The sequence below is a fragment of the Noviluteimonas gilva genome, from assembly GCF_009740395.1.
GTDB lineage: Bacteria > Pseudomonadota > Gammaproteobacteria > Xanthomonadales > Xanthomonadaceae > Noviluteimonas > Noviluteimonas gilva.
Genome location: NZ_WOXT01000001.1, coordinates 62,879 through 76,726 on the forward strand (window position 1 = coordinate 62,879; position 13,848 = coordinate 76,726).

Here is a 13,848-nt window from a genome sequence, read left to right on the forward strand (position 1 = left end):
CGCGTGTGAAGGCCGGTCCGTGACCCTGTCCGCAGGGCAAGCCTGATCGGAGAAGGCCGGCGCAGGGGCGATCAGCCCTTGGCGATGACCTTGACCATCTCCAGGCACTTGTTCGAGTAGCCCCACTCGTTGTCGTACCAGCTCACCAACTTGACGAAGGTGGCGTCCAGCGCGATGCCGGCATCGGCATCGAAGATCGACGTGCGCGCATCGCCGCGGAAATCGGTGGCGACGACCTTGTCTTCGGTGTAACCGAGGATGCCCTTCAGCGCGCCTTCCGACTGCGCCTTCATTTCGGCGCAGATCTCGGCGTAGGTCGCCGGCTTTTCGAGTTCGACGGTCAGGTCGACGACCGAGACGTCGGAGGTCGGCACGCGGAACGACATGCCGGTGAGCTTCTTGTTGAGCTCCGGGATCACCACGCCCACGGCCTTCGCCGCGCCCGTGCTCGACGGGATGATGTTTTCCAGGATGCCGCGGCCGCCGCGCCAGTCCTTGTTGGACGGACCGTCGACGGTCTTCTGCGTCGCGGTGGCCGCATGCACGGTGGTCATCAGGCCGCGCTTGATGCCCCACTTGTCGTGCAGGACCTTGGCGAGCGGCGCCAGGCAGTTGGTCGTGCACGAAGCGTTGGAAACGATCGCTTCGCCGTTGTACTTCTGGTGGTTCACGCCGTAGACGAACATCGGCGTGTCGTCCTTCGACGGGGCCGACAGCAGCACCTTCTTCGCGCCGGCATCGATGTGCTTCTGCGCGGTGGCCTTGTCGAGGAACAGGCCGGTGGATTCGATGACGACGTCGGCGCCGACTTCGTTCCACTTGAGGTTGGACGGGTCGCGTTCCTGCGTCAGGCGGATCTTCTTGCCGTTGACGATCAGCGCGCCGCCTTCGATCTTCACGTCGCCCTCGAAGCGGCCGTGCACCGAGTCGTACTGCAGCATGTAGGCCAGGTAGTCCGGCTCGAGCAGGTCGTTGATGGCCACGATCTCGATGTCGTTGCCGAAGTTCTGCACGGCGGAACGCAACACGTTGCGGCCGATGCGGCCGAAGCCATTGATGCCAACCTTGATCGCCATTTCGACTCCTGGAACGGGGTGGGGAGCTGGGGAAGGATGCGGCCGCGGTGGCCCGCGTCCGGGAAAGCCCGGTATTTTAAGGGAACCTTCCGCCACGGCCACCTTGATGTCCCGACTTCCGCATGCCCTCGCCCCCCTGGCCCTGTTCGTGGGCGCCCTGATCACGGCGCCGCAGGCCCAGGCCTGGAGCGCGCTGGGGCACCAGATGGTGGGTGAATTGGCGCAGCGGCACGTCCAGCCGGCCACGCAGGCGCAGATCGACGCGCTGCTGGCCGGGGAAAAGGACCCGACCCTGGCCGGCGTGGCCACCTGGGCCGACGATCTTCGAAACAGCGACAGCGAGCGCTTCAGGGCGACCTCGCGCTGGCATTACATCAATACGACCGACGGCACCTGCGATTTCGACCTGGCGCGCGACTGCCCGGACGGCCAGTGCGTGGTCGCCGCGATCGAAAAGCAGCGGCAGATCCTCGCCGACCGCACGCAGCCCATGGAAGCGCGCCGCGATGCGCTGAAGTTCATCGTTCACTTCGTCGGCGACGTGCATCAGCCGATGCACGCGTCCAACCACCCCGACAAGGGCGGCAACGAGTACCAGATCAGCCTGTCGACCAAGCTGGAGCCCGAGGCCTACGCGAAGAAGAATTACGTCGACGGCGTGATGGGCACCAACCTGCACTCTATCTGGGATTACTACATCCTCGGCGAGGTGGGCGTCGAAAAGCCCGGCCATCCGGGCCTCGGGCTCAAGGGTTACGCCGATCGCCTCGATGCGCTGCCGTGGCCGCCGGAATCGGGCGCCGTCAGCCCGCCGATGGCGTGGGCCGGCGAGTCCTGCCGCCTCGTCGATGGCCGTTCGCTGTATCCGAGCGGGCACAAACTGGATCGCACGTATCTCGACACGATGCGGCCGCTCGCCGAGCAACGCGTGCGCCAGGCCGCCTGGCGCCTCGCGAAACTGCTCGACGACACACTGGGCGCGCCCGCGCCCTGATCTTTGCAGGAGCACCGCCATGCGCCCCGACGTCGCCCCCTTCCACGACCCCGCCACCGGCACGTGGAGCTACGTGGTGTCGGACCCGGCGACGCGCGTCGCGGCGATCCTCGATCCGGTGCTCGACTTCGACGCGAAGTCCGCGCGCACGACGCACGCTTCGACGCAGAAGCTGCTCGACCATGTTGCATCCAACGCGCTCGACGTGCGCTGGCTGCTTGAAACGCACGCGCATGCCGATCATTTGTCGGATGCGCAGTGGTTGCTGGAGCGGTATCCGCAGGCGACGCTCGCCATGGGGAGCGGGATTCGGCAGACGCAGCGCAGCTTCGCGCCGGTGTTCGGGTTCGGCGACGATGTGGCGTTGGATGGGTCGCAGTTCGGGCGATTGTTCGAAGCGGGGGATCGATTTGCGATCGGCGCGCTCGATGTCGAAGTGATTGCAGCGCCGGGCCATACGGCCGATTGCGTCGCCTATCGCATCGGTGATGCGCTGTTCTGCGGGGATACGTTGTTCATGCCTGATGCCGGCACCGCGCGCACCGATTTCCCGAATGCGGATGCGGCGACGTTGTATCGCACGATTCAATCGTTCTATGCGCTGCCTGAGGAGACGCGCGTGTTCGTCTGTCATGACTACGGACCGAACGGGCGCGCCGTTGCTTGCGAGACCACCATCGGCGAGCAGAAGCGCGAGAACATCCATCTGCGCGCGGACACGAGTGAAGCGGAGTACGTCGCGTTGCGCCAGGCGCGGGATGCGACGTTGCCGATGCCGGCCTTGATCCTGCAATCGCTGCAGGTCAATTTGCGCGCCGGGGTGCTGCCCTCGCCTTCCGACAACGGCGTGCGTTATCTGCGCATTCCGCTCGACAGGATTTGACGAATGCGTTGGATCGTTCGCGGGATTGCCGGGCTTCTGATCGTAGTTGCATGCATGGCACCGGCATTCGCGGGCGAACCGCTGACGGTGTTCGCGGCGGCGAGCCTGAAGGAATCACTCGATGAGGCTGCGCGTGCCTACGAGCAGAAGACTGGGCAACCCGTGCGCGTGTCCTACGCGGCCAGCTCCGCGCTCGCGCGGCAGATCGAACAGGGTGCGCCGGCGGATGTATTCCTTTCCGCCGACGTCGAGTGGATGGATTATCTCGCCCGCGCGAAAGCGATCGACGCGACTACGCGGCGCGACCTGTTCGGCAACACGTTGGTGTTGATCGCGCCGCGTGACTCGAAGCTTGCGCCGATTGCGTTGAAGCCTGGCGTTGATCTCGTGAAGGTACTCGGTGATGGACGTCTTGCCGTCGCGCTTGTCGACAGCGTCCCCGCCGGCAAGTATGCGAAGCAATCGCTGATCGCGCTCGGTGCCTGGGACGGTGTGAAGTCGCGCACCGCCGAAGCGGAGAACGTGCGTGCAGCCTTGTTGTTGGTTTCGCGCGGGGAAACGCCGCTTGGCATCGTTTACGGCAGCGACGCGCTGGCCGAGCCGAAGGTCAAGGTGGTCGGCACGTTCCCCGATGCGTCGCACGCGCCCATCATCTATCCGGTCGCGCGCGTCGCTGCGAGCAAGCACGCAGGTGCACGCGCGTTCGTGCAATGGCTGCAGGCGAAAGATGCGCGTGCGATCTTCCTGCGCCACGGTTTCCGGTCGCTCTGACGCGTGCAACTGACGCCCGCCGAAACCGCTGCGATCCTGCTCAGCCTCAAGGTGGCGACGACGGCCGTGTTGTGCAGCCTGCCGTTCGGTATCGCGCTCGGATGGCTGCTCGCGCGCAAACGCTTTCCCGGCAAGTTGCTGCTCGACACCGTGCTCGTGTTGCCGCTGGTGTTGCCGCCGGTCGTGACGGGCTTCGTGTTGCTGATGGCGTTCGGCGCGCGCGGGCCCATCGGCATCTTCCTGCGTGAGACGTTCGGCATCGTGTTCGCGTTCCGCTGGACGGGCGCCGCGCTCGCCTGCGCGATCATGGGCTTTCCGTTGATGGTGCGCGCGATTCGTGTCGCGATCGAGACCGTCGACGCAAGGTTGGAACAGGCGGCCTCGACGCTCGGTGCGCCGCCGTGGCGCGTGTTCCTCACCGTCACCGTGCCGCTCGCATGGCCGGGCATCATTGCCGGCGCGGTGCTGGCTTTTGCGAAGGCGCTGGGCGAATTCGGCGCGACGATCACCTTCGTCTCCAGCATTCCGGGTGAAACGCAGACGCTGTCCTCGGCGATTTACGGTTTGATGCAAGTGCCCGGCGGTGAATCGAGCGTGTGGCGCCTGTGCGCGGTGGCGGTCGCGATCTCGTTCGCGGCGGTGTTCTGCTCCGAATGGCTCGTGCAGCGGCAACGGCGTGGAGCGGCGGAATGATCGCGCCGATGTTCTCCATCGATGTCGACCTGGCGCGGGGCGCGTTCAAGCGCACCGTGCGCTTCGAAAGCACGCGGCGCGTGATCGCGCTGGTCGGGCGCTCGGGCGCAGGGAAGACGTCGTTGCTGCATGCGATCGCCGGCCTCGTGCGACCTGAGCGTGGGCGAATCGCGATCGGTGGGCGGTGTCTGTTCGATTCGTCGACGCGCGTGGATGAGCCTGCGCATCATCGTCGAATCGGTTACGTGTTCCAGGATGCGCGCTTGTTTCCGCATCTCGATGTGCGCGAGAACCTGCGCTATGGCGCGCCGCGCGGACGCGGGGGTGAGACGCGCTTCGTGTTCGACCACATCGTCGAATTGCTCGGGATTGGCGAGCTGCTGACGCGTCGCGTCGAAGGCCTCTCCGGCGGTGAAGCGCAACGCGTGGCGATCGGTCGCGCGCTTCTGTCGCAACCCGAACTCCTGCTGCTCGACGAACCACTGTCGATGCTCGATCCCGAACGCAAGGACGAGCTGCTGCCCTGGTTGCGGCGGTTACGCGATGAAGTCGCGTTGCCGATGGTGTGGGTCAGTCATTCGCAGGAAGACACGGCGCGGTTGGCGGATGCGGTGCATAGGTTGGATTAATTGCCGGGTTACCAAGCACCAAACAGAATAAAAGCCCCCGGAGAATCCGGGGGCGATGTGGCTGTCGCTAATTGGATGTCATGGAGTGAACTCCAGGGTGACCTGCGCAATGTTCAAATAGGTGATACCAGGCTTCGTCCCTTTAACTTCGAGAGTCCAGGTTCCATTTGCAGGACTCCCGGAAGCATCGATTGTCGTGAATGCGGCACCGTTGGCTGCTGACGGGAAAGTGACGGCGAAGCGCGTGCCGTTCGGCGCTATCAACGTGCAGTTGGCTGTGCTGTCGGAGTAACCCCTGTAGCCTCGCCATAGGCCTACCTTCAGGTTTGCGGGTGCATTTCCGCTACGGTTCGAGATGCTGATCGGAATGAGGGCGGGGGGCTGGTTAGAGCCTTGGAAGTCCCAGTTGCCGGTCACGCGATATCTGACTTCCTTGCTGGTGAAGAACGTCTCGGTCGTACCGGTGTCACCGGTGGAATCTCTCGGCGTTACCGAGAATCCGACGTACATGCCCTGGTCCGACGGCGTTAGCACGTGCGTCTTTGCAGTTGCACCGGGAACCGCAACCTTGGTGGTCCCTGCCGCGTCGTGTGCGGTATACCACTGGTAGGTATGCGTCCCCTCGCTGTGGTTATCGGGGTCCGAGTAGGACCAGATGGCTTCAACCGTCTGACCGTAGTCGAGTGTCCCGGAGATGCTGAGTTGGGTCGCGGCGGGCGGACTGGTCACCGCAGGAGTGCTCGTCACCGCCGTGACCGCGGCACCGGTGTTCGGCGTACCGGTCGCACTGACCGGTGTGACGCGCACCATCAGGAACTTCGCGACGTCATCGACGCGCACGACATAGGTTGCGCTGGTCGCACTCGGGATCTGTACCGGGATGTCGCCGGCGACGTTGTCGACCTGGAACCACTGGAACAGATGCGTGCCTTCCGAATCACCGTCCGGGTCGTCGAACCCCTGCGGCACGGCCGTCAGCGCCTGGCCGACCGCGACCGTACCGTTGATCAGCGGCGTGGTCATCGTCGGCGGGCGGCCGTCGATCACACCTTGGCGCGAAGCCTGCCACTGTCCCGAGGGGCTGGTTGGACGCAGGCGCTCATTCGGCACACCGGTCAGCGTCGCGGCCTTCTCCACGCTGAACCACACGCGACGATTGGTGCCGATGTCTTCCGGACGAAGCGTGAAGGTACGACCGGTCTCCCCGGGCACCACCACCGGACCACCACCTGTCGGCGAGGAGCTGACCAACCACTGGTACTGCATGTTGGCTTCGTCGATCAGGTCGCCTTCGGGATCCTGCAGGTCGAAGGCCGCCGTGATCACGCCACCCACGCGCCAGTCACCACTGATCGCAACGTTGATGATGTTCGGCGCGGTACCCGGCACCGCGATGCTTGTGACCCTGGTGACCGCCGTGCCCGTGTTTGGGGTACCGGTCGCACTGACCGGCGTAATGCGCACCATCAGGAACTTCGCCTGGTCGACATTGCGCACCACGTACGTATCCGACGTCGCGCTGCCGATCGCCACCGGGTTGTCGCCGGCGACGTTGTCGACCTGGAACCACGCGTACAGGTGCGTGCCCTGGGCATCGCCATCCGGGTCGTCGAAGCCTTGCGGCACGGCCGTCAGCGTCTGGCCTACGGCGACCGTGCCGTTGATCAGCGGCGTGGTCATCGTCGGCGCGTGGCCTTCGATCAGGCCCTGGCGCGTCGCCTGCCACTGGCCAGCAGGGCTGGTCGGACGCAGCCGCTCGTTCGGCACACCGGTGAGCGTCGCGGCCTTCTCCACGCTGAACCACACGCGGCGATTGGTGCCGACGTCTTCCGGACGGATCGTGTACGTGCGACCGGTCTCGCCGGGTACTGCAACCGGACCGCCACCTGTCGGCGACGAGCTGACCAACCACTGGTACTGCATGTTGGCTTCGTCGATCTGGTCGTTTTCGGCATCCTGTAGGTCGAAGGTGCCCGTCAGCACTTCACCCACGCGCCAGACACCACTGATCGCAACGTTGATGATGTTCGGCGCCGTCCCCGGCACCACAGCCGAGACTGCGAACGCTTCCACGCCCGTCGTCGGCGCCACCGTGCTGACCGGAATGACACCGAACACCAGATACTGGGCCTGGTCTTCGGCAACCGGTGTGTACGTTGTCGAGGTCGCGTTCGTGATCGCCGTGCGCGGCGTGCCGCTGGAATTCGCCGAGCGGTACCACTGATATGTATGCGTGCCTTGCGGGTCGTTCTCTACGTCGTTGTAACCCGGATTACCCGTCAACTGCGTACCCACTGCCACTGCGCCGGTGATCGTCGGCGTCGCCGTCGGCGCGCTGCCCGAGACAGAGTTGTTCGTGACCGCAGTGACCGCGGCACCCGTGTTCGGCGTACCGGTCGCACTGACCGGCGTAACGCGCACCATCAAGAACTTCGCGAGGTCATCGATGCGCACGACATAGGTTGCGCTGGTCGCGCTCGGGATCTGCACCGGGTTGTCGCCGGCGACGTTGTCGATCTGGAACCACGCGTACAGGTGCGTGCCTGCCGCATCACCATCCGGGTCGTCGTAACCCTGCGGCACGGCGGTCAGCGTCTGGCCCACGGCAACGGTGCCATTGATCAACGGCGTGGTCATCGTCGGCGGGCGCCCTTCGATCAGCCCCGTGCGAGAAACCTGCCACTGGCCGCTAGGGCTCGTCGGGCGCAGCTGTTCGTTCGGCACACCGGTCAGCGTCTTCGCCTTGTCGACGCTGAACCATACGCGTCGATTGCTGCCGATGTCTTCCGGACGAATCGTAAACGTGCGACCGGTCACGCCTGGTACCACCGCCGGACCACCGGTACCGTTGGGCTGCACGCTCACGTACCAGCTGTAGACCATGCCCGATTCGTCGATCTGGTCTCCTTCGGGATCGACCAGATCGAAGGTCGCCGTAATCACGCCGCCCACGCGCCAGTCACCACTGAGCGCGAGGTTGGTGATGCTCGGCGCCGTGCCCGGCACCACAGCCGTGACCGCGAACGCTTCCACGCCCGTCGTCGGCGCCACCGTGCTGACCGGAATGACACCGAATACGAGGAACTGCGCTTGGTCTTCGGTGACCGGCGTGTACGTATCCGACGTCGCATTCGTGATCGCCGTGCGTGGCGTGCCGCTGGCATTCGCCGAGCGGTACCACTGGTACGTGTGCGTGTCTTGCGGATCGTTCTCCGCATCCGCATAGCCCGGATTACCGGTGAGCTGCGTGCCCACCGTCGGCGTGCCGGTGATCGTCGGCGTCGCCGTCGGTGCCGTGCCCGTTGCAGATGCACTCGTGACCGCGGTGACAGCCGTACCCGTGTTCGGTGTACCGGTCGCGCTGACTGGCGTGACGCGGACCATCAGGAACTTCGCGAAGTCCTCTACGCGCACGACATAGCTCGCGCTGGTCGCACTCGGGATCTGTACCGGATTGTCGCCGGCCATGTTGTCGACCTGGAACCACTGGAACAGATGCGTGCCTGCTGCATCACCATCCGGGTCGTCGTAGCCTTGCGGCACGGCTGTCAGCGTCTGGCCGACCGCAACGGTGCCGTTGATCAGCGGCGCGGTCATGGTCGGCGGGCGGCCTTCGATCAGGCCTTGGCGCGACGCCTGCCACTGGCCAGCAGGGCTGGTCGGACGCAGGCGCGAGTTCGGCACGCCGGTGAGCGTCGCGGCCTTCTCCACGCTGAACCAAATGCGGCGATTGGCGCCGATGTCTTCCGGACGAATCGTGTACGTGCGACCGGTCTCGCCGGGCACCTGCACCGGACCGCCACCCGTGGGCGACGAGCTGACCAGCCATCCGTACTCCATATTGGCTTCGTCGATCAGGTCGCCTTCGTCATCGACCAGGTCGAAGGTCGCCGTAATCACGCCACCCACGCGCCACTCGCCACTGATTTGCACGTTGATGATGTTAGGCCCTGTACCCGGCACCACCGCCGACACCGCGAACGCTTCCACACCCGTCGTCGGCGCCACCGTACTGACCGGAATAACACCGAACACCAGGTACTGCGCCTGGTCTTCGGTCACCGGCGTATACGTCGCCGAATTCGCATTCGCGATCGCCGTGCGCGGCGTACCGCTGGCGTTCGCAGAGCGATACCACTGGTACGTGTGCGTGCCGGCCGGATCGTTCTCCGCATCCGCATAGCCCGGATTACCGGTCATCTGCGTGCCCACCGTCGGCGTGCCCGTAATCGTCGGCGCCGCCGTCGGCACCGTGTTGTTCGTCACCGCCACGCTCGTGCTGCCCGTGCCGCTCGCAGGATCGGTGATCGCCGAATCCGTCGTCGCAATCGCTTCGACGGAAAGCGTCAAACCGCGGTCGGCTTCGACCACGGTGTAGGTGTTGGTGCTTGCGATTTCGGTACCGCCGCGTAGCCATCGGTAACTGGTCGCGGTGATCGTGTCGCCATCCGGATCGGTCGTCGTCGTGGTCGCGCGCAGCGCGTCACCGACGAGGGCGGCTTCGCCCGGTCGCGTCACGTTCTCCACCGCCACCGTGACCACCGGCGCGCGGCCGATGACCGATGTCGTGACCGCTTCGACCTGCACCACCCGCGGCGCCACCGATTGCGCAGAGGCGACCGAGAGCAGGGCGACGACCAGGAAGCCCACGAGCAGCGAGCGAACCAGCCTGGACAAACGTGTCGAAGTAGTCATGCGCGAAACCTTCTTGTTCGATCTGGTCCGCGGCCGCATGCATCGCATGCGTCGCGCACCCGGAATTGAGTGACGCTGCCGACGGGATTTCCCCGGGGCAACGTAACGAACCTGCTTTCGTTCCGCGATTACACCTTCGTGCATTTCGCGTGCGGGCCTGCCCATGCAGGACCGCCCAACCGCCGGGCGTGGACGCGTGTCCACGCCCGGCGACCCATCCGCGCGCCTGGTAGGGCAGGCGCGCCTCGGGAATCGATCAGGGTTTGGCGACCTGTACGCGGATGCGACGCTTCTGGTCGCCGGCCGTCACCGTGTAGGTCTGCGCCGTAGCGCCGACGATGTCGATGTACGTGCCCGAACCGATCGCGCTTTCGATCTGCCACTGATAGGTCAGCGTGGTCGGGCACTGGCCGTCGCCGGCGCACGTCACCGCGGCATCGAGGACCGAGCCCACCATCGGCGAACCGGTGAGCGGATTGCCGTTGAAGTGCACGTTGACGCCCGTCGGCGCATTGCCCGTGCCCGGATCGTTGGGATCCAGCGGATTGGTGCCGTTGTCGACTTCGGTCTTGTCGTCCAGCCCGTCGCCGTCGGTATCGGGCTTGTTCGGATCGGTGCCGTGCGTTTGTTCCTGCTCGTTGCTCAGCCCGTCGCCGTCGGGATCGATGTCGATCACGTCGATGATGAAGTGCTGCTGCGCATTGCGGCCGCGGCCGTCGACCACGTTGACGGTGACTTCGAAGCGGTTGTCCTTCGCAAGGTCCGCGGAGGTCATCTTCGTGGCATCCAGGCGCAGCTCGTTGCCGACGAGTACGAACAGCGCCGCATCCGTACCGCTCAGCGTGAACGAATACGGGTCGCGCGCACCGCTGACCTGCAGCAGGTAGCTGTACACCGCATCGGACATCACGCTGGCGTTGACCACCGCCGGTCCGACGAACGCCAGCGGGATCACCTTCTCGCGGATCTCGGTGACGATCTTGTCTTCGCGCTCGACGAAGTCGGTCGCGCGCTGGCGGATGTCGTTGCGCTGGGCGACGTTCTTGCGCGCCTGCTGCGCTTGCAGCGACTCGTTGAGCTGGTACTTGAAGTTGAACGAGAGCCGCGTGTCGCGTTGACCGGTGCCCATCGCGCTGTCGTGTTCGACCGCGATGTCGAACAGCGGCACCGGAGAGTACGCAATCTTCGTCGTCAGCACGAACGGATTCCGATACGTCTGCCCGCTTGCGAACACATCGACGTGCTCGCCCTTCCAGCGCGTGCCCTTGACCGACAGGTCCAGGCCTGGGGCCTGGAGCGGGCTCCACGTCAGGCCGAGGTCGTAACCGCTGGCGGCGCGTTCTTCGAAGTCCGGCTTGTTGTCGAGCGTCTTCCACGAATCCGACGCCGGCGCATAGGTGTTGGCGAAGTAGCGCATCGACGGCGTCGCTGCTTCGACACCGAAGCCGATGCGGTGCGCGCCATTGTCGAAGTCGTGGTCGTAGAACAGGTTGGTGCCGAACAACCAGGCGTCTTCCGGCGCGATCCAGCGATAGACCAGGCCGAGGTTCGCGGTCGCGCGTTCGCCTTCGTTGTGCACGCCGAACTGCGTGAGCAGGTAGTGGCGCTTGTCTTCGCCGCCGACAATCGTGCCGATCGTGCGCAGGTCGATGTCGATGCCGCCTTCCGTGCCGAAGGTCAGCCCGCCTTCGATGCGCTGGAGGAAGGGGTTCGTCGATTGCTTGAGCGCGTCGATGCCGGTGGCGACGGCCGCATTGGCCATGTCGCTCTTGAACTGGTCGGTCGCGCTGGTGCTGGTGGTGCTGGTGTTGTTCGACGACGTGCTGGCCGCCGACTGCGCGGCGCTGATCGCCTTGCTCGTCAGCGCGTCGGTGGTGGCCTTCGCCTGGTTGGGGCCCTGCGCCGCGCCGCCGATGTCGGGCAGGTTGTCCTGCGCCTTTTGCGTTTGCGCGCGCGCATTCGCCTCGAGCATGGACGCGTCGTTCGCGGCCTGTGCGCCTTGTTTCTTGTCTTCGGTTGCGAAAGCCACCGGGCTTCCGAACGAGAACATCAGTGTCATGGCGATCGATTTCGCCAGGCGGTTGGAACGGTGTTGCTTGAGCAATTGCGCAGCCATCGGATGCGTCCCCTACGACAGTCATCAAAGTGGCGCGCATTGTTCGGGTCGGGGTGGATGCTCGACACGAGCCGATGTCCATGTGACCTGTGAGAAAGCTCTACGTGGGGTTCGCCTACGGACTGGACGCGGCATGCGTCAAGCGCAAAAAAAAGCCCCCGGAAAATCCGGGGGCCGAAGTCGTGCAAATCGCATTGCGCGCCCATGCAGGCTCGCTTGCATGAAGTTACGGCTGGCTTGCGACGACCTTGATCTTCCGCTTCTGGTCGTCCTTGACAGGCGTGTACGTCGTGCCGGTTGCGCCGGCGATGTCGGCGTAGGTGCCGGAGCCCGAAGCCGTTTCGATCTGCCACTGATAGGTGATGCCGCCAGCGCACGTCGAGACGCAGGTCGGGGTTGCGGTGAGCGTCGTGTCGACGATCGGGTTGCCCGTCGGCGTGACCGCGACGGAGAGCAGCGCGTTCGGATCGGCCGGATTGATTTCGCCGCCGCCGCCAGGGCCGGTGCCACCGCCGCCGCCATCCGCACCGATGTCGGCTGCGATCGTCAGCGCACCCTGGTAGGGATCGGTGACACCCGGATCGGTATGCGGCATCAGCCTGTAGGTGATGACCTTGCCGGCGTCGGCCGCCTGCACCGTGTAGGTCATGCTGCCCGGCGCACCGACGGCCGTACCGTCGACGGTCCACTGGACGGTCGCGTTGGTTGCGGTCGTGTCGATCGTGTCGCTGTCGGGATCGGTGACGGTGAACGTTGCGGTCAGCACGTCACCGGCGAGCACCTGGCCACCGGCGCCCGAAGGCGTCACGCCGATCACCGCGGTCGCAACGACCGGCGCGCGGCCCTTGACGGTCGCGGTTTCCGGCGACGTGACGACGGTCTGCGCGTAGGCCAGGCCCGACAGCGTGAGGCCGATGAAGGTCGCGAGAAGCGACGTGCGCAGCGTTTTGTTGGACGGTTTGTTGCGTTGCATCCTGGAGTTTCTCCGGTTGATGTTGACGAGGCTTGCAAGGAACGGCACTCGCCGAGGCGAACGCAGAAGTGGCGCGCATTGTTCTGGCGGGCTGCGAAGCCCGACACAGGCCGATGTCCACACGACCTGCAAGAAAGCTCTACGTGCGATGCCAGTACGGACGGGACGCGTCACGCAACGCACAAAAAAAAGCCCCCGGAACATCCGGGGGCCATGCGTTGTTCCGCGATTGCAGCTGTTACGGCGCGGTGGCGACCACCTTGATCTTCTTCTTCTGGTCGTCCTTCTTCGGCGTGTACGTCGCGCCGGTCGCACCGGCGATGTCGGTGTACGTGCCGGAGCCCGACGCCGTTTCGATCTGCCACTGGTACGTGATGCCCGCACCGCAGGTCGCCACGCAGGTCGGGGTTGCGGTGAGTACGGTGTCGACGATCGGGTTGCCCGACGGCGTGACTGCAACAGACAGCAGCGCAGTCGGATCGGCCGGATTGATTTCGCCGCCGCCGCCAGGGCCGGTGCCGCCGCCGCTGCCGTCCGCACCGACGTCGGCTGCGATGGTCAGCACACCCTGGTAGGGATCGGTGACACCCGGATCGGTGTGTGGCACCAACCTGTAGGTGATGACCTTGCCGGCATCGGCCGCCTGCACGGTATAGGTCATGCTGCCCGCCGAACCGACGGGCGTGCCGTCGACGGTCCACTGGACGGTTGCACTGGTTGCGGCCGTGTCGATCGTATCGGTGTCGGGGTCGGTGACCAGGAAGTTGGCGGTCAGCACGTCACCCGCAAGCACCTGGCCACCGGCGCCCGAGGGCGTGACGTTGATCGTCGCCGTGGAAACCACCGGCGCGCGGCCCATGACGGTACTGGTTTCCGGCGAAGTGACGACAGTCTGCGCGTACGCCAGACCCGACAACGCCAGGCCGAGGAAAGTCGCGAGGAGCGACCTGCGCAGCGTGTTGTTGGAAGTTGTGTTGCGTTGCATCTGGGGGATCTCCGGTTGGTGTTGCGGGTCTTG

The 13,848-nt window shown here is 65.3% G+C and carries 10 protein-coding genes; 5 read left to right on the forward strand and 5 right to left on the reverse strand.

What is annotated here, in order from left to right; translation table 11 throughout:
- Positions 1-71 precede the first annotated feature (71 nt).
- Positions 72-1,076 (reverse strand): type I glyceraldehyde-3-phosphate dehydrogenase, encoded by a 1,005-nt coding sequence (gap, locus tag GN331_RS00290; protein ID WP_156639417.1) that lies wholly within the window; start codon positions 1,074-1,076, stop codon positions 72-74.
- Between the two features lie 106 nt (positions 1,077-1,182).
- Between gap and GN331_RS00295 the strand changes: the two genes are divergently transcribed.
- From GN331_RS00295 to GN331_RS00315, 5 genes are read left to right on the forward strand one after another with little or no spacing between them, the layout of a single operon-like run.
- A complete protein-coding gene (locus tag GN331_RS00295; protein WP_197426942.1) occupies positions 1,183-2,070 on the forward strand; it encodes a S1/P1 nuclease in 888 nt (295 codons plus the stop codon).
- Positions 2,071-2,089: 19 nt separating this feature from the next.
- The gene (locus GN331_RS00300; RefSeq protein ID WP_156639419.1) at positions 2,090-2,953 is read left to right on the forward strand and encodes an MBL fold metallo-hydrolase; all 864 of its coding nucleotides are present in this window, start codon (positions 2,090-2,092) and stop codon (positions 2,951-2,953) included.
- Positions 2,954-2,956: 3 nt separating this feature from the next.
- Positions 2,957-3,724, forward strand: coding sequence for a molybdate ABC transporter substrate-binding protein (modA, locus tag GN331_RS00305; RefSeq protein WP_156639420.1), 768 nt, complete (start codon positions 2,957-2,959; stop codon positions 3,722-3,724).
- Between the two features lie 9 nt (positions 3,725-3,733).
- Positions 3,734-4,417: a molybdate ABC transporter permease subunit gene (gene modB / locus GN331_RS00310; RefSeq protein ID WP_156641149.1), complete on the forward strand. Its 684-nt coding sequence runs from the start codon at positions 3,734-3,736 to the stop codon at positions 4,415-4,417.
- Between the two features lie 8 nt (positions 4,418-4,425).
- Positions 4,426-5,046 carry an ATP-binding cassette domain-containing protein gene (locus GN331_RS00315; RefSeq protein WP_156641150.1) on the forward strand — a complete coding sequence of 207 codons (621 nt, stop codon included), beginning with the start codon at positions 4,426-4,428 and terminating at the stop codon, positions 5,044-5,046.
- Positions 5,047-5,124: 78 nt separating this feature from the next.
- On the opposite strand, the gene GN331_RS00320 is transcribed toward GN331_RS00315, so the two are convergent.
- From GN331_RS00320 to GN331_RS00335, 4 genes are all read right to left on the reverse strand, one after another.
- A complete protein-coding gene (locus GN331_RS00320; RefSeq protein ID WP_156639421.1) occupies positions 5,125-9,741 on the reverse strand; it encodes a hypothetical protein in 4,617 nt (1,538 codons plus the stop codon).
- Positions 9,742-9,997: 256 nt separating this feature from the next.
- Positions 9,998-11,857 (reverse strand): ZirU family protein, encoded by a 1,860-nt coding sequence (locus tag GN331_RS00325; protein ID WP_156639422.1) that lies wholly within the window; start codon positions 11,855-11,857, stop codon positions 9,998-10,000.
- A gap of 226 nt (positions 11,858-12,083) precedes the next feature.
- The gene (locus GN331_RS00330) at positions 12,084-12,830 is read right to left on the reverse strand and encodes a ZirU family protein (RefSeq protein ID WP_156639423.1); all 747 of its coding nucleotides are present in this window, start codon (positions 12,828-12,830) and stop codon (positions 12,084-12,086) included.
- Between the two features lie 238 nt (positions 12,831-13,068).
- Positions 13,069-13,815 (reverse strand): ZirU family protein, encoded by a 747-nt coding sequence (locus GN331_RS00335; RefSeq protein ID WP_156639424.1) that lies wholly within the window; start codon positions 13,813-13,815, stop codon positions 13,069-13,071.
- Positions 13,816-13,848 lie beyond the last annotated feature (33 nt).